Source organism: Schaalia sp. ORNL0103, assembly GCF_019429565.1.
GTDB lineage: Bacteria > Actinomycetota > Actinomycetes > Actinomycetales > Actinomycetaceae > Pauljensenia.
In genome coordinates this window covers 22558-38927 of record NZ_JAHXSA010000004.1, presented here as the reverse complement: position 1 = coordinate 38927, position 16370 = coordinate 22558, and the positions used below count along the sequence as shown (strand labels likewise).

The 16370-nt window shown below is 68.1% G+C and carries 11 protein-coding genes; 6 read left to right on the top strand and 5 right to left on the bottom strand.

Going from position 1 to position 16370, the window contains the following annotated elements; genetic code table 11:
• Positions 1-672 precede the first annotated feature (672 nt).
• The 4 genes from JJJ16_RS09640 to JJJ16_RS09625 form a co-directional block, all read right to left on the bottom strand.
• Positions 673-1527, bottom strand: a complete 855-nt coding sequence (locus JJJ16_RS09640; protein WP_219752575.1) for a VanZ family protein — start codon at positions 1525-1527, stop codon at positions 673-675.
• A 175-nt stretch (positions 1528-1702) separates the two neighbouring features.
• Positions 1703-2440, bottom strand: a complete 738-nt coding sequence (locus JJJ16_RS09635) for an HNH endonuclease family protein (protein WP_219752573.1) — start codon at positions 2438-2440, stop codon at positions 1703-1705.
• A gap of 119 nt (positions 2441-2559) precedes the next feature.
• Entirely contained in the window at positions 2560-4059 is a 1500-nt protein-coding gene (locus tag JJJ16_RS09630; protein WP_219752571.1) for an amino acid permease, read from the bottom strand.
• A 9-nt stretch (positions 4060-4068) separates the two neighbouring features.
• Positions 4069-4767 (bottom strand): trimeric intracellular cation channel family protein, encoded by a 699-nt coding sequence (locus JJJ16_RS09625; protein ID WP_219752717.1) that lies wholly within the window; start codon positions 4765-4767, stop codon positions 4069-4071.
• Between the two features lie 116 nt (positions 4768-4883).
• On the opposite strand from JJJ16_RS09625, the gene JJJ16_RS09620 reads away from it, so the two are divergent.
• A complete protein-coding gene (locus JJJ16_RS09620) occupies positions 4884-5963 on the top strand; it encodes a PfkB family carbohydrate kinase (RefSeq protein ID WP_219752569.1) in 1080 nt (359 codons plus the stop codon).
• 833 nt (positions 5964-6796) lie between these two features.
• Here JJJ16_RS09620 and JJJ16_RS09615 read toward each other — a convergent pair.
• On the bottom strand, positions 6797-7639 hold the full coding sequence (locus JJJ16_RS09615) for an alpha/beta hydrolase (protein WP_219752567.1): 843 nt from the start codon (positions 7637-7639) through the stop codon (positions 6797-6799).
• Positions 7640-7888: 249 nt separating this feature from the next.
• Here JJJ16_RS09615 and JJJ16_RS09610 point away from each other — a divergent pair, with 249 nt between their 5' ends.
• From JJJ16_RS09610 to JJJ16_RS09590, 5 genes are all read left to right on the top strand, one after another.
• The gene (locus JJJ16_RS09610) at positions 7889-8185 is read left to right on the top strand and encodes a YtxH domain-containing protein (RefSeq protein WP_219752565.1); all 297 of its coding nucleotides are present in this window, start codon (positions 7889-7891) and stop codon (positions 8183-8185) included.
• Entirely contained in the window at positions 8182-9333 is a 1152-nt protein-coding gene (locus JJJ16_RS09605; RefSeq protein ID WP_219752563.1) for a VIT1/CCC1 transporter family protein, read from the top strand. Before JJJ16_RS09610 ends, JJJ16_RS09605 begins: the two co-directional genes overlap by 4 nt.
• A 112-nt stretch (positions 9334-9445) precedes the next feature.
• Positions 9446-10414: an ADP-ribosylglycohydrolase family protein gene (locus JJJ16_RS09600; protein ID WP_219752561.1), complete on the top strand. Its 969-nt coding sequence runs from the start codon at positions 9446-9448 to the stop codon at positions 10412-10414.
• 239 nt (positions 10415-10653) lie between these two features.
• Positions 10654-15630, top strand: a complete 4977-nt coding sequence (locus tag JJJ16_RS09595) for a DUF3418 domain-containing protein (protein ID WP_219752559.1) — start codon at positions 10654-10656, stop codon at positions 15628-15630.
• Positions 15627-16139, top strand: a complete 513-nt coding sequence (locus tag JJJ16_RS09590; RefSeq protein ID WP_219752557.1) for a SprT-like domain-containing protein — start codon at positions 15627-15629, stop codon at positions 16137-16139. The genes JJJ16_RS09595 and JJJ16_RS09590 overlap by 4 nt, the downstream gene beginning before the upstream one ends.
• The last annotated feature ends 231 nt before the right edge of the window (positions 16140-16370 follow it).

Below are 16370 nucleotides of genomic sequence, written 5' to 3'. Positions count from 1 at the left end.
CCCCGCATACCACCCCCACACCCTCAATTATGAAGAGCCAACAAACCTATCAGGGCTATGCCAATAGCGATTAGAGGATTTTGCCTTATTCATCATACCCATACAGTAACGCCATGTACTTCCCCACGCAAGCTTCACTCTCAGCCTTCAGGATAAATGGCAATAAATTACAACTACTTTCAATGAAGTTTCAATTTACATTGAACTACCATCATTGGCGAGTCAATCACGCTTCGATAGGTCGTACGCGGCTCCGATGAGCACACACTTTTACGGCTTCAATCGATCAGCCCCCCCAACCCGATCACAGTCCTCAAGTCCACATATATTTCAACAGCATTTCGAGCACATTCAGGCAAATCGGAGAATGAATACCCTGACAGAGTTCTCCACCCACTGACCACAAATCACAGCATTTTCACAATTCGAAGGTTCAGCTAATCAAAGAATAGCCGGGATAGATTTATACCAGAGGACTTTTATCAACATATGCATCTGACGCACTCATTTCTTATGCATGAACAGCAATGTTCCATTCGATCATGGCTATGTCTACGCGCAAACACCTACGCACCATGATTCACAAGCGCCACCAGCATGTTTCATGTGCGCCCGAGGCGCACTCTCAAACATAGGGAGATGGCTTATTGCTCAGTTTGGTCATTTGCACCTCTACGCGCCCATGAAGCGCGAGTTGCGCGCCATGAAGGGCAGCAGGCGCACGCCCGCGTAGGCGCCCAGCGTATTCATGATGACGTCGTCGATGTCGACGACACGGTAGGTGCAGGGCACGACGCCGAACAGGCCCGTGTACTGGGTCAGCTCGATGAGGCAGGAGACGGCACAGCCGATCGCCACCCACGCCAGGACGCGGCGATGCGGGACCGATCGGGCCAGGCGAGACCCGTCGGCTGGCACACCCTCGGGGGCGCGCCGCATGCGACGGAAGCGCCAGCTGGTTTCCGCGAGCGCTCCGAGGGGCACAAACAGCGCGATGTTGAGCAGGATCGACAGCGCGTACAGGGTGCCGCGCAGGCTCTCGCCGTCACGGAACTGGTCGGCGACAGCCACAAAGGAACCGAACGGCGTGTAGTTATCCCAGTGAATGATCGCGGCGCACGCGGCCACCGGGTCGGAGGGCAGCGGCAGCAGCGTGAAAATCAGCAGGCCTGCCGCGTACAGGATCCAGGCGAGAGGCAGGGCGCGCGGGAACCTCCACATCGACGAGGCGGGGGCCGCGACCATGGGAATCTCTGCCGTCGTCGGGGTGTCCGGGTTCTCCTCGCGAGGCAGGAGCGCACCCGTCTGCTTCGAGCGGCGATAGATGAGCGGCAATGCTTGAGCGACGGTCAGGCGTGCACGGCTCACCCGCCCGGCGCTCTGAGCGGAGTCGGTCGAGGCCTCGGCACGCCCCGCGGTGGCACTGGTTTCACCTCGGCGCCCGAGCAACCACCACAGCGCGCACGTGATCGCGCAGACAGCGGCGTAAAGGCCCAGATCAAGCGCCCAGTTAATTGCCGTGTACATGTCACCCCTCCCCTTGAGGGGAACATTACCGGCGTTATCGGGCAATGTTGCGGACGTGCGCTCAGTTCCACACGAGATGGACACATTGTGAGAAAACGGCTGGGAATCCGCTGGAAATTGCTGGTCAGATTTGCGCGTCACAGCGGCGCACGGCGCAGGGCTAGCACCCCACCCATCACCCGGAACAGATAGACAGCTGCTCGGCGAGCGCGTCCTGCTCAGCACGGGTGACGCTCAGCCCGTACGCGTTCTTGACGGCGATCTGGCGCTTCACGTAGTCGCAGCGGAACGCGGTATTGGGCGGCAGCCACTGATCCGCGGACGAGGCCGATTTGTCCTCGTTGGCCTGGCCATCCACGGCGAGCAGGTTCTCCGGGTCATTGGCGAATTCCTGGCGGCGCTGCGCGTCCCACTGCCAGGCGCCCGAGCGCCACGCGTCCGCGAGGGCGACAACGTGGTCGATCTGCACCAGGGACGAGGTCTTGTCCCCCCTCTGGAACTCGATCGTGGCACCCGTGTAGGGCTCGGCGAGCGTGCCCGACAGGACGACGCAATCGCGCGTGCCCGGCTTAAAGGTGGGGCGCGCCAGGTCACGGGCAAGAATGTCGTTACGGGTGTCGCAGCCGTTGTGGTCGGTGTCTGCCCAGCGCTGCCCGAAGGCTTCGCGGTCATACGACGGCGCAGCCGGATCGTCGACCGACTCTCGGACCGTGAGCTCACGCAGCTGGCGGGCAGCCTCGCTATCCGGCAGAGAGGACAGCGCCTGCCCGCTGCGCAGCGGCGGCCACCCCAGGCGCGAACGCAGGCCCAGCAGGTCCCAGCCGACGCCGGGCGCGAACGCCCACACGAGCGCCGCGAGAATCACCAGCAGGAGGACCGTGTCCCCGATGCTCCTGCGCCTCTTGCGCGCCATCTCCCTCTCCTTTCTCTCACGCCACCCACACAATGAGGGCACCCCGACCGTTCGGGGTGCCCTCATGATGCACCCACCCACCGGCATCTGCGTCCAGGCGGGTAGGCTCCTGTGGATAATTAGGCCCTCTTGCTCGACCCCACGAGCTGACGCACGAAGTAAATCGCGATGATGAGGAGCGTCAGCGCACCCATGGAGACCAGCTGAGCCCGGCCCTCGTCGCTCATGAGCATGAGGACACCAATACCGCCCAGACCCACGAGGACCAACCACGGCAGCCACGGCCACCCGGGCATACGAATCACGAGTGAGTCCGAGCGATCCAGCGAGGGGTGCAGGCGCATCAGCGAGATGATGATGAACGTCCACACGATCAGCAGAACCATACCGATCGCGTTGATGAGCATCGTCAGGATCGAACCGGGCAGGTACCAGTTGCCCAGGACAGCCAGCAGCGCCAGCACGACGACGAGGCCGACCGCACGCTTCGGGGTCCGGCCCGCCTCGATGTCGCCCTGGAGCTCGTTGGCCAGGAGGGCCTCGTCGTCCTCGAGGGCCGCCTCGACGACCGAGCGCGCGCGAGCCTTGTTGGACGCGGACGCGCCGAGCAGCCATCGCGGACCCATATCGCGCGCCGACAACGAGTACGCCATGCGGGAGGAGGCGTAGATGTTCGCGGAGAACGCCGAGATGAGCGCCATGAAAATGATGAGGTTCATGAGCGTCCCAACCGCGGGGACGCCAGCCATCTCGAGAACGGCAGCGAAGGCGTTCGTCTTCATGGCCTCGCCGTCCCAGGGCAGCAGCGCGATCAGCAGGATGACGGAGCCGACGTAGAACACGAGGATACGGGTGACGACCGAGCGAATCGCGCTGCTCATGGCGGCGCGGGGGTCCTCGGCCTCGGCGGCTGCGATCGTGACGATCTCCAGGCCACCGAAGGACGTGATGACAGCCAGGAGAGCGACCGCGATACCCGACAGGCCGTTGGGCGCGAAACCGTTGTGCCCCAGCACATTCTGCAGCACACCCTCATGACCCAGCAGGGGGCCGACGATCGCCGTGCGCGCAACCAGGTAGACGCCCACGCCCAGGAAGGCGACGATCGCGACGATCTTCACCATCGACAGCCAGGCCTCAATTTCGCCGTACTGCCCGGCCGCCAGCAGGTTAATACCGCCAATAACAACGACAATAACGAGGGCAACCACCCACTGCGGAACTGCGGGGAACCAGCCAACGAAGAACGTCGCCGCGCCCGTCACCTCCAGACCCGACACCATGATGAGCATGACCCAATACAGCCACCCGATCGTGAACCCGGCCCACCGACCGATCCCGGCCTCGGCGTAAGAAGAGAAGGAACCCGTCGACGGCAAGGACGAAGCCAGTTCCGCGAGAGCCAGCATGACCGACACGACGATGACGGCCGCCAGGGCGTAGGACACGATGACGGCCGGACCGGCCTGATGGATCGCGGAACCCGTACCCAGGAAGAAGCCAGCGCCGATGGCGAGGCCCAGGGCCATCATGGACAGGTGCCACGTCTTAAAACGCTTGCCCCCCGAGACGGGCGTCGCTGCGGGGGACGAAGATGCGGGTGTTGATTTGGGAGTCACACCGCCATACTAACGCTTGCCCCCACGCAGAGCTTTTAACTGTGAATATGTGAGAGTGATGGTCCACTCGCGGGTCTGGGGGAGCTTCCAGCGGCGCCAATGCGCCATTCCCGTGAACACGAGGCCCACGATGATGGACGCGCCCATGCCCAGGACCGGCTGGCCCATGTGCCAGAAGATGACGGTGACCAGCGAGCACGCGAACGCGGGGGTCGCGTAGAGGTTGTTGCCGCCGAAGACGCGCGGGACCAGGCCTGCGGAGATGTCGCGGACCATGCCGCCGCCGATCGCCGTCATGATGCCCATGAGGATCGCCGGCATGATCGCAAACCCCGCGTCGAGGGTCTTGATCGCACCGGTCGCGCTCCAACAGCCCAGCACCATACCGTCGGCGATCACGAGGAGCACCGACCACGCGCGCGAATCCATGCGGAAAGCCATCGCGATGAGAGCCCCGATGATCGCGAACCCCAGGTAGTAGGGGTCCGTGATGGCGACGGGCGCTCCGGTGCGCGTCGTCAGGAGCAGGTCACGGATCATGCCGCCCGCGAGCGCCGTCATGATCGCGAGGATGCAGAAGCCAACGGCGTCGAAGTTGCGTTCTCGGGCAACTTTGCCACCGAGGATGCCGTTGAGGAGAACGCCCATGAGGTCAATGGCTCGGAAGACCTCGGGCAGGGAGTTGTTCAGCGCGTCGAGCAGGTGCATGGCGATCCGGAGGAGTCGATGAGTGTCGTTGCCCATATGCTACAGGGTTTGTCGGCCTGTCAGCGAGAGCCGCGGCCATGCCGTCTCGCGCGGCCACCGGGTGCGACAATGTCCCCATGACTGCTCTCTTCGCCGGGCTCACGACCCTGGATGTCCTGCATCGACTCGACCACGTGCCGGACCCTTTCCTGAAGGTCACGTCGACGGACTTCACGATGGCCGCAGGCGGTCCCGCGACGAACGCGGCCGTCACGTACGCGGCGCTGTGCGCGGCCTCGCGCGTTCTCTCTGGTCCTGAGCACGAGGCCGGGGCCGCCTCGGGCGCTCCCGCTGACTCTGAGGAAGCGCCGATTCTGTTGACAGCGCTCGGCGAAGGCCCCGTTGCCGCCTTCCTTGCGGCCGACCTCGCGGCCGTGGGTGTGCGCGTCGTGGACGCGACGGCCCCTACCGCATCCCCCGCTCCCGAGGCGGGCGAGCACCCCACCGACGCGGGCGAGCGTGAGAGCGCCCCGGCCTCGTCCCCCGCATCGCGCGAGCCCGCCGTGTCCTCGATCATTGAGCACCCGAGCGGTCGCATGGTGGCTTCCACGAACGCTCGGCTCGACGCGGACGCGGAGCGCGTGGCGGCCGAGCTGCCCGAGCGCGTCGGCGCGGTCCTCATCGACGGGCACAACCCGGCGCTCGCGCATGCGGCCCTCACGCTGGGCGTGCCCGAAGTCGACGGGGAAGACCCGTTCGCCCTGCTCGAGGCTCGCCCGCCGCACCCGCGCATCCTGGACGGCGGCTCGTGGAAGGACTGGCTCACTCCCCTGCTGGGCTTCGTGGACATCGCTGTCGTTTCGGAGGATTTCGCGCCGCCGCTGATGGCGCGCCCGGATGGGGCGCAGGTCGCCGAGTTCCTGCGAGGCTTCGGCATCACGCGCACTGTGCGCACGCGCGGGGATCGCTCCGTGCAGTACTGGTGGGATGGGACGAGCGGCGAGGTTCCCGTCGAAGCCGTCCGGGACGCATCGACGCTGGGGGCGGGCGACGCTTTCCATGGGGCTTTCACGTGGGCGATCGAGCGCGGCGGGGACGCCGACCCGGAACGCCTGATCTGCTTTGCGTCAGCCGTCGCCGCGGTGTCCGTGTCTTCCTTCGGCACGAGGCAGTGGCTGGCTTCCCCAGCTCTCGCGGAGCTGGTGCGCAGCTGGTAGGTGGCCGGCGGCGGGGATGCCCCGGTACAAAATTCGCCCAGCGCGGGGCATTCTTGGGCCAACCCGGTACAAAACTCGCCCAGCAGTGGGCATTCTTGGGCCACCCCGGTACAAAATTCGCCCAGCACGCCACAAACCGCCGATGTTGGGCCATTTTTCGTGCGCTGGGCGAACTTTGTCACGCTCAGGCCGACAATAGGCCACGCGGGGCGAAAAAAGTCACACCCAAGACCCCACCTCAGCCCAACAAGGTCACCATCCCCCAATTTCGCATGCAATTCAATTCGAAGAAGTTTCAATAAAGTCTGAAAACGTTGCAATTCCAATGCCGTGAATTCATGGTTTGAAAGAGTCGTGGGGGAATTGCATGCGAAATTGATGTGGACCAGGCACCGCCGGTGTGGAGGGCGCCGGAGGGATTGGTGGGCCTGGCCGCGGTGCCCGTGGGCGGCAGAGCCAGAGAGCACACGCACCCCAAGCCCCGCCCGATTGGAGGCCGCCGCGGGGCCTGCGGGGCCTGGCCGGGCTAGTCCAAGCAACACAAGTGCCGCCGGTGTGGAGGGCGCCGGAGGGATTGGTGGGCCTGGCCGCGGTGCCCGTGGGCGGCAGAGCCAGAGAGCACATGCTCCCCAAGCCCCGCCCGATTGGAGGCCGCCGCGGGGCCTGCGGGGCCTGGCCGGGCTTCGAGACGACGCGCCGAGCGAAGCTCGCGGCGCGGACGGCTCGCGGGCGGGCCGCCGCCCACGGGCACACCAAGCAGCCCGGCCCCACAGCCGGGCCCGAAGGCGCCCAGAACACCAGCGGCGCAACAAACAGCGCCGGAAATCAGGCGATCAGCGGCTCACGGGCACCCAGCGACTCGCCCACTCGGCGGCGACATCCGCCAGCACGGGCAGGTGCGCCGAACCGGAGGCGGCGAGCGCGCGATCCACGGCCTCGTCGATGACGGGCACGCCGTCGACCGGCGTGTACTCGCCCGCGATGCCGTCGGGGGCAGCGGTCATTTCGACGAGGGAGCCGTCGGGCAGCAGGTGGAAGACCTCGCGTGTGCGGTCGAGCAGACCGGTTTCCTCATCGAAGGAGTCGTGCGTGATAAGCACGGGGACGCTGAGGCCGCGCAGCGCGTCCTCGCCGGAGACCATGGACATGTCGGCGAGGGTGCGCTTGGAGATCGTGAACTGCTGGCGCACGGACTCTGAGTCGTCGGGCACGGTCGTGGCCCCGTGGTGCTCGAGGTCGGAGAGCTGCACGTCGGAGAACACGAGGTTCCAGTCGTAGGACAGCGGGCCGAGGACCGGGGAGACAAGCACGTATGTCTGCACGGCGGGCGGGCGCGAGCGCAGCGCGACGGCGGCGCCGAACTCGTGGCCGACGCAGATTTGGCGCACGAAGCCCTGGTCGGCGAGCCAGCCGGACGCGGATCGGAAGTCTTCGATGAGAGGATCGAACGTGATGATTTCGTCACCCGAGGCACCGTGGCCGGAGTAGTCGAAGCCGAGAGTCGCATAGCCGGCGCGACGCAGTGCACGACCGAGTGAGTCGAACATGCCCGATGCGTGACGATCCGACAAAAAGGTGTGAGAAAAGATCACCGCGGCGTCGCGGCAGTCCACGGGACGCGTGAATGTACCGGAGAGGGATACTCCCCGGGGCGTCTCAATCGTTACCTGGCTCACGCTATAAACATAGCGTGTGAGGACCACTCACGGAAAGAGGCGCCCACACTGTGCACGAATGTGACAAGGGGACAGCTGAGACGAGAAGCATCCCTGAATAATCCCCACTCATGGTGAGGATCGTGCGGCGCGGCGGGCAGCGCCACTAAGATGGGACGCATACGCGCCGGTGAGAGCCGCGCCCACGGGGCTTGCGAAAAACCCGCCACAGCGGGACACCCCACGACTTGCAGCGAGAGAAGGACATTCATGGGAACCAAGACTGGAATCCTCATCGGAGTTGGCATCGGATACGTCCTGGGCACCCGCGCGGGCCGCGAGCGCTACGAGCAGATCCGCGCGAACGCCTCGAAGCTGCGCCGCGTCCCGATCGTTGCACGTCCCCTGGATGCGGCGGGCCAGAAGATGTCCGACCTCGTGCGTGCGGGCGGCGAGCAGGTGACCGATAAGGTCGCCGACGCCGTGAAGGAACGCCTCTTCGGAGCCCCCGCCTCCCAGCCGACGACGGTCGACGCGCAGGCCACCTCTTCCACGACGCAGCGTTGAGCGCGCGAGGGTACGAGGCCGTGAGCACAGACCCACAGCTCAACACTCAGGAGCCCACGCGCGCACAGATTAAGCGCTGGCGCAAGCACCTGGCTGAGGAGCGCATGGAGGCCCGCACCTACCGCGACCTTTCTGAGCGCCGGACGGGCGAGGAACGTGCGGTCCTCTTGCAGCTCGAGGAGGCGGAGCGCCGCCACGAGGAGTATTGGCTGGCGCGCCTGGGTGATCAAGCCCTGCCCGCCCCGAAGCCGCCGCTGCGCACGCGCGCCGCGTCCGTCCTCGCACACCTTTTTGGCACGATTTTTATTCTGGCGATGGCCCAGCGCGCGGAGCAGCGATCCGCGCGCGACGTGGATGACGACGTGCCCGCGCACATGCAGGCGGACGAGCACATTCACGCCGAGGTCATCCGTTCCCTGGCGGCGAAGTCCCGCGAGACCCTGGCGGGCACGTTCCGTGCGGCGGTTTTTGGCGCGAATGACGGCCTCGTGTCGAACCTGGCCCTCGTGCTGGGCGTGGCGGCGACGGGCATGGAGCCGCACGTCGTTCTGTTGACGGGAATTTCGGGTCTGCTCGCGGGTGCCCTGTCGATGGCGGCCGGCGAGTGGGTGAGTGTGCGCAGTCAGCGCGAACTCCTCGACGCCTCGATCCCCGACCCGGACGCGCATCAGGCGGTGCCGGACCTGGACGTGGACGCGAACGAGCTTGCGCTCGTGTTCCGTGCGCGCGGAGAGAGCGAGGAGGAGGCCGAGCGACACGCGAAGCAGGTCTTTGCACGTCTCGCCAAGCCTGCGACCGGTGAGTCCGGCGCGATCGCGGTGCGTGCCGCCCTGGGCGGCAGCCCCGAGTCGGACGGCGCTGGCGACCAGGTGGGCACGCCCATGAAGGCGGCGCTGTCCTCGTTCTGTTTCTTCGCGGTGGGCGCGTTCTTCCCTCTGATTCCCTACCTGCTGGGCATGACCGGCCTGGCGGCGATCGTCGTCGCGGCCGTGATCGTCGGCGTCGCCCTGCTGTTCACGGGCGGCGTGGTCGGCATCCTGTCCGGCCAGTCCCCCATGCCTCGCGCGCTGCGCCAGCTCATCGTGGGTTACGGCGCCGCGGGCGTCACGTACCTGCTGGGCTCGCTGTTCGGCACGTCGATCGCCTGAGTCTTCCACGCCGGGGACGAGGCCGGGGCTAACTCGCACGCTCCCCTGGCCTGGGTGCTCGGGGGCGCGGGCCCGGAACCAGACGAGCACGCCCCTGTGCGACACTAGGGTCATGACGGATTTTCTTTCTCGGGCGCGCGGCGCTCTCATGGGCCTGGCTGTCGGCGACGCGGTCGGTACCACGAATGAGTTCAAGTGGGCGGGCACTTTCGATCCGATCACGGACATGGTGGGCGGCGGCCCCTTCCTGTTGAAGCCCGGGCAGTGGACGGATGACACGTCGATGGCGCTGTGCATCGCGGATTCCCTGCTGGCGCAGGGGCGCTACGACTCGTTCGACGTGATGGACCGCTATCAGCGCTGGTTTTCGGAGGGTTACCGTTCGTCGACGGACACGTGTTTCGACATCGGTGGCCAGGTGCGCGCTGCACTGTTCGATTATCAGCATGAACGCCGCGTGCCGGTGACCGCCGAGCGCACGAACAGCGCGGGCAACGGCGCGATTATGCGCCTGGCGCCCATGGTAATCGCGGGTTTCCGTTCGCGTTCCCCGCGCGAGGTGGTCACGACCGCTCGCCTGAGCGCGCGCGAGACGCACTTCTCGGTCGAGGCCGAAGCCGCCACCGAGGTCTTCGCCGCCCTTCTGGTGGGCGCCCTGCTGGGTTGGTCCCCGGAGCAGCTGATGGACGTGTCGTGGGCGTCGACAGGCGCGGCGTTTGACGAGATGGCCGCACGGGTGATCAGCCCGGATCCGCAGGTGCACGCCTCGTGGGAGGCGGAAACCAACGGCTACATCGTGAACGGCCTGCGTCTGGCGGTGCACGGCCTCCTGGATTTCCCGTCCTTCAAGGATGCGACCCTGGCGATTTCAAACATGGGCGGCGACTCGGATACGAACGCCGCGATCTACGGGCAGCTGGGCGGTGCTTTCTATGGGATCGAGGGGATCCCGGCCTCGTGGAGGGAGCGCGTGCACCTGGGCGAGGAGATCGACCAGCTGGCGCGCGACCTCGTAGATCTGCACCTGGAGCCTCCCGTGACTCGCTTCGACGAGGACCTGCAGGGCGAGGCCTCAGCCTGACGGCAGCCCAGACTCGTCACACCCACACCCAGCAATTACCCAAAAATGTCGCACGTAATTCCCCCACCCCTCTTTCAATATTTGAAATCAGACCGTTGAAATCATGCGGATTTAAGCCGCACTCAAAAACTGACCCAAGGGAATTACGTGCGACTTTTGGGGGTTGAGCCCCTTCCAGTGTGGCCACGCCACCGGGTGCCGGGCGGCCGCCTCTGACCAGCGACTAGACTGGCTCTATCATGCCTGACTCTCGCCCCACGCCTTCGTCCGAGCCCAACGAGCGCGGCCCCCGTTCTCGCAACGCGGGTCGCCGCGCCAACGGGCGCGACGGTGCGCGTCGACGCCAGGGCGGCCGAGGCCGGGGCCAGGGACGCCGAGGCCAGGCAGGCCGGGAGGGCCGCCGCCCCCAGCGTGAACACGCGCGCCCCTTCAAGCCCTTCACCCCGGAGCAGCTAGCCGAGCGCGCGGCCGCGATCCCGGTCATCTCCTTCCCGGACCTGCCGGTGAGCGCCCGCCGCGACGAGATCGCGCGCGCTATCCGCGACCACCAGGTGGTCATCGTGTCGGGCGAGACCGGCTCGGGCAAGACGACGCAGCTGCCGAAGATCTGCATGCAGCTGGGCCGCGGCGTGGCCGGCATGATCGGGCACACCCAGCCACGCAGGCTCGCGGCGCGTTCGGTCGCGGATCGCATCGCTGACGAGCTGGGCCAGACCGTGGGCCGCGAGCGCGGCCAGGTGGTCGGCTACCAGGTGCGTTTCACGGACGAGGTGGGCCCCACGACCCTCGTCAAGCTCATGACGGACGGCATCTTGCTGGCGGAGATCCAGTCGGACCCGATGCTGCGCCGCTACGACACGCTCATCATCGACGAGGCCCACGAACGCAGCCTCAACATCGACTTCATCCTGGGCTATGTGGCGCGTCTGCTGCCCGCGCGCCCGGACCTGAAGGTCATCATCACGTCGGCGACGATCGATTCGGACCGTTTCGCACGCCATTTCGGCACGTGGGAGGGCGCTCCCGGCTCGGGTCGCCTGATCGAGCCGGCGCCGGTCATCGAGGTGTCGGGGCGCACGTACCCGGTGGAGATCCGCTACCGTCCCCTCGGCCCGACGACGCCCTCGTCGTACACGTCCGAGGCCTCGGCGCAGCAGGCGAACGATCCCACCGAGACCCTCGAGATCACCGACGTCACCGAGTCCGGACCCATGCAGCTGGTCCTGGAGGACCCGGACGACGAGCTGGCGACGCTGGGCTACGGCATGGGCGAGGACATCGACGTGGAGACCGCGATCTGCCACGCAGTGGACGAGCTGAGCGCGGAGGGCGACGGCGACATCCTGGTCTTCCTGCCCGGCGAGCGCGACATCCGCGACACGGAGGCGGCCCTCCTCGATCACTTGAAGGGACGAGGCCGGCGCGCGGGAGACGACAAGGGCGCACGCCCGGGAGACATCGAAATCCTGCCCCTGTACGCGCGGCTGACGGCGGCCGAGCAGCATCGCGTGTTCGAGCCGCACCGCCTGCGCCGCGTGGTCCTGGCGACGAACGTGGCGGAGACGTCGCTGACGGTGCCGGGGATCCGCTACGTGATCGACCCGGGTTTGGCGCGCATTTCCCGCTATTCCAACAAGACGAAGGTGCAGCGCCTGCCGATCGAGCCGGTCAGCCAGGCGAGTGCGAACCAGCGCGCGGGCCGATGTGGCCGAGTCGCGGAGGGCGTGGCGATCCGCCTGTTCTCCCAGGCCGACTACCTCTCGCGTCCGCGCTTCACCGAGCCGGAAATCCTGCGCACGTCGCTGGCCAGCGTCATCTTGCAGATGGCGTCCCTCGGCCTGGGCGCCGTCGAGGACTTCCCGTTCCTGGACGCCCCGGATCGGCGCGCGGTGCGCGACGGCGTGGCCCTCCTCGTGGAGATCGGCGCGCTCGCGCAGGAGCGCGAGAGCGCGGACGCGACCCCGGCCTCGTCCCAGTACAGGCTCACCGGCATTGGGCGGGACCTGGCGCGCCTGCCGATCGACCCGCGCCTGGGGCGCATGCTGCTGGAGGCCGAGCGCCTGGGCTGCGCCTCGGAGGTGCTCGTCATCGTGGCGGCGCTGTCGATCCAGGACGTGCGCGAGCGCCCGGCAGAGCATCAGGCCGCGGCGGACGCCTCGCACGCGCGCCTGGCGGACCCGCATTCGGACTTCATCACGTACCTGAACCTGTGGCGCTACCTGGCGGTGCAGGCCCGCGACCTGTCGGGTTCGGCGTTCCGGCGCATGTGCCGCGCGGAGTTCTTCCACTACCTGCGGTGGCGCGAGTGGCGCGACGTGGTCGGCCAGCTGCGCCAGATGGCCCGGGCGCTGGGGATCGCCGCGGGTCCGGTGGGCGAGCCGTCGACGGGCGACGTCGTGGAGGCCGCCCAGTTCGGCGGCGCGCAGGACGCGGCCGTTCGCGCGGTCCTGGCCTACGGGCAGGGCACGGCGAGCGTGGACGCGGACCAGGTGCACCGCTCGCTGCTGGTGGGCCTGCTGTCCTACCTGGGGTCATGGGACGAGACGAAGCGCGACTACGAGGGCGCGCGCGGCACGCACTTCACGATCTGGCCGGGCTCGGGCGTGAGCGGGCACCCCGCGTGGGTGATGACCGCGGAGCTCGTGGAGACCTCGCGCCTGTTCGCGCGCACGGTGGCCCGCATCCGCCCGGAGTGGGTGGAGCCGGCGGCGCGCGGCCTGCTCAAGCGCTCGTATTCGGAGCCGTTCTGGTCGGTCGCGAAGGGCGCAGCGATGGTCCGCGAGCGCGTGACCCTCTACGGGCTGACGCTGGCGGCGGACCGCGAGGTACTGCTGGGGCGCTTGGGGGACCTCGTCATCGACGAGGCCGTGGCCGCCTCGCGCTCTCACGCTCCGCGCGCGGGGTCGCTGGAGGCGCTGGCGGCCGGGTTGGTGTCGGCGTCGAAGGATCCGCTGTCGTCGGGGTCGTTTGAGCCGCGTCATTTCGAGGAGCTGGCGGCCGCGCGCGAGGGGACGACGGCGCGCGAGCTGGCCCGCGAGATGTTCATTCGCAACGCCCTGGTGGATGGCCAGTGGAGGGAGAGGCACGGTTTCCAGCGCCGAAACGAGGCCCTGGTGGAGCAGGCTCGCGAGGTTGAGCGCCGTAGCCGCACCCACGGCCTCGTCGCAGACGAGCAGGCGCGCTTCCGTTTCTTCGACGACCTGATCCCCGAGCACGTGACCAGCGCGGCGGCGTTCAACCGCTGGTGGAAGGACGAGCGCCGGGAGAATCCCGATCTGCTGATCTACCCGGCATCCCTGCTGATGCCGCGCGAGGCGACCTCGGGCGAGGGCTTCCCGGATCGTTGGCAGTGCGGCGATCTGTCGCTGGCCTTGAGCTACGAGTTTGCCCCGGGCAGCCCGCGCGACGGCGTGTCGATGCACATCCCGATCGAGGTGCTCGAGCGCGTCAGCGATGCGAGCACGGACTGGCTGGTGCCCGGCATGCGCGAGGACCTGCTGACCGAGGCGATCCGCGCTCTGCCCAAGGGCGTGCGCCGCCTCCTGGCCCCCGCGCCGGACGTGGCCGCGTCGGTGGCTCGCTGGATCGAGCAGGCGGGCGACGAGCCGGTCGAGGCCGTGGTGGCGTCAGCGGACAAGGCTGCTGGGAAAGCGGCGAAGGCCGACGGCTCCGACGAGCCTGATCCGCTAAGCCTGGACGCAGCGATGGGCCGCCTGGCGGCTTGGGGCGCGACATCGGGTCGACTCTCGACGCGCAATTCCCCCGCGAAGGCACCGAAGAAGGCGGCGCCGAAGGAGGCTCCTGCGCCGGAATCCACCCAGCAGGGCGCGCCTGCCGCGAGCGAGGCGCCCAAGCCCCGCCCCCTCACCGAGGGCCCCGTCCTGGACGCCCTCGCCCACGCGGTGCGCGTCCTGCGCGGCGTGGACCTGAGCGAGGCGGACCTGGCGCACGCGCGCGCCCACCTGCCCGACCACCTGCGCATGACCTTCGTCGTCACCGACACGTCGGGCAAGGAGCTGGGCGCGGGCAAAGACCTGGCCTACCTGCAGCGTTCCCTCGCCAGCGACGCGAATAAGGCGGTGCGCACGGCCGTGCGCGCGGCCCTCGAGGAGGCCGGCGAGAAGCAGGCGCGCAGGAACAAGCGCGGGCGCGGGGCCTCGGAGAAGGCTGCCGCACGAGGTGGGGAAGATTCCTCCACCTCCGCATCCGCGTCCAACGTGGGCGCGCAGTCTGCCCCAAACGGGGGCGCGCAGTCCGCACCCGGGGGCACGCACGCGCCGAAGGACGCCCAGGCCTCGGCCCCCGCGCCGGACCCGGCGTTCCACGCGGACGGCGTCACGCAGATGCCGACGCTGCCGCGCTCGATCACCCAGACCTCGGGCACGATGACGCTACGGGCCTTCCCCGCGCTGGTCCCCCAGGGCAGCGCCGCGGCCCCGGCAGCGGGCGTGCGCGTCATGGCCAGCGCCGCCGAGGCGGACCGCGAGCACCGCGCCGGCCTCGCCCGCCTGCTGCTCTCCCGCGTCGCACTGGCGACGAACCGAGTGACCACGCGCTGGACGGGCCGCGAGGCCCTCATGCTGGCGGCCTCCCCCTACGCGGACACAGCGGCCCTGGTCGCGGACGCGCAGCTGGCCTCGGCCCTCGCCCTCGTGGACGAGCTGAGCACCCCCTCGGACGTGCGCGACCCCGAGGCCTTCGAGACGCTTGTGGCGGCCGCTCGCGACGCCCACGAGGACCGCGTCTACCAGATCCTCTCCCACGTCGTACGGGCTCTCGAGGCCAGCGCCGAGGCCGACGCCGCCGTGCGCTCCCACCCCCAGGCCTCGCTCGAAGAGACGACGCGCGATGTCGCGGCGCATGGGAAGACCCTGCTCTATGAGGATTTCGTGTCGGCGACGCCCGCCTCCGCACTGCCGCACCTGGGGCGCTACCTGCGCGCCGGGGCCGTGCGCATTGAGCGCGCCGCCTCCTCGCCGGGGGCACTGGCCCGCGACCTGGAGGACATGGACCGCATCCACCAGGCCGAGGCCGAGATCGCCGCCACGCGCGAGGCCCTGGAGCGTCGGCCCTACGACACCCGCCGAGACGCCGCGCTCACTCAGGCGCGGTGGATGGCCGAGGAGCTGCGCGTGTCCATGTTCGCCCAGACCCTGGGCACGCCGAACAAGGTCTCCATGAAGCGCCTGCTCGGCGTGCTCGCGGGGGCGCGGTGAAGCGCGAGGATGCTCGCACCCTCGCGCGCTCCCTCATGGACGCGGCTGGGCTGACCGACTGGCGTTTCCGCTTCGACCACGCCAAGCGCCGGGCGGGGGCGTGCACGCATACCTCGCGCACGATCAGCCTGTCCGGCCCGCTCACCGACCTGTATGACACGGACACGATCCGGGGCGTCGTCCTGCACGAGATCGCCCACGCCCTCGTCGGCCCCTCCCACGGGCACGACGCCGCGTGGAAGCGGGCCGCACGCGCCCTCGGCGCCCCCGATTCCGCCCGGCTGCCCTCGTCCCTGCCCTCCCCGGACGCACCCTGGGTGGGGACGTGCCCGCGCTGCGGGGCCACCCGCCGCCTGTACCGGGCGCCGCGCCGAGTCTCCTCGTGCGGGGTGTGCTCGCGCGCCTTCAACCCGGCGCTGATCCTCACGTGGGAGCACCGCGGAAAGGCCGCCTCGCCCGGGCGCGCCTACGAGCGCGAGCTCGCCTCGATCCGCCGCTCTCGCCGCTGACCGCCGCCCGGCGCCCACGCCGTATCCGGCCTCACACAACCGGTTACCCAAAAATGTCGCACGCAATTCCCCCCTCACTCTTTCAAACTTTGAAATCAGGCCATTGGGATTGCAACGTTTTAAGCCATACTCAAAAACTGACCTCGTTAAATTACGTGCGAGTTTTGGAGAGCAGACCCAGACACGGCCTCGGGCACAGAATCCCCCAACCCACCGCGCGCGGCGTGCATC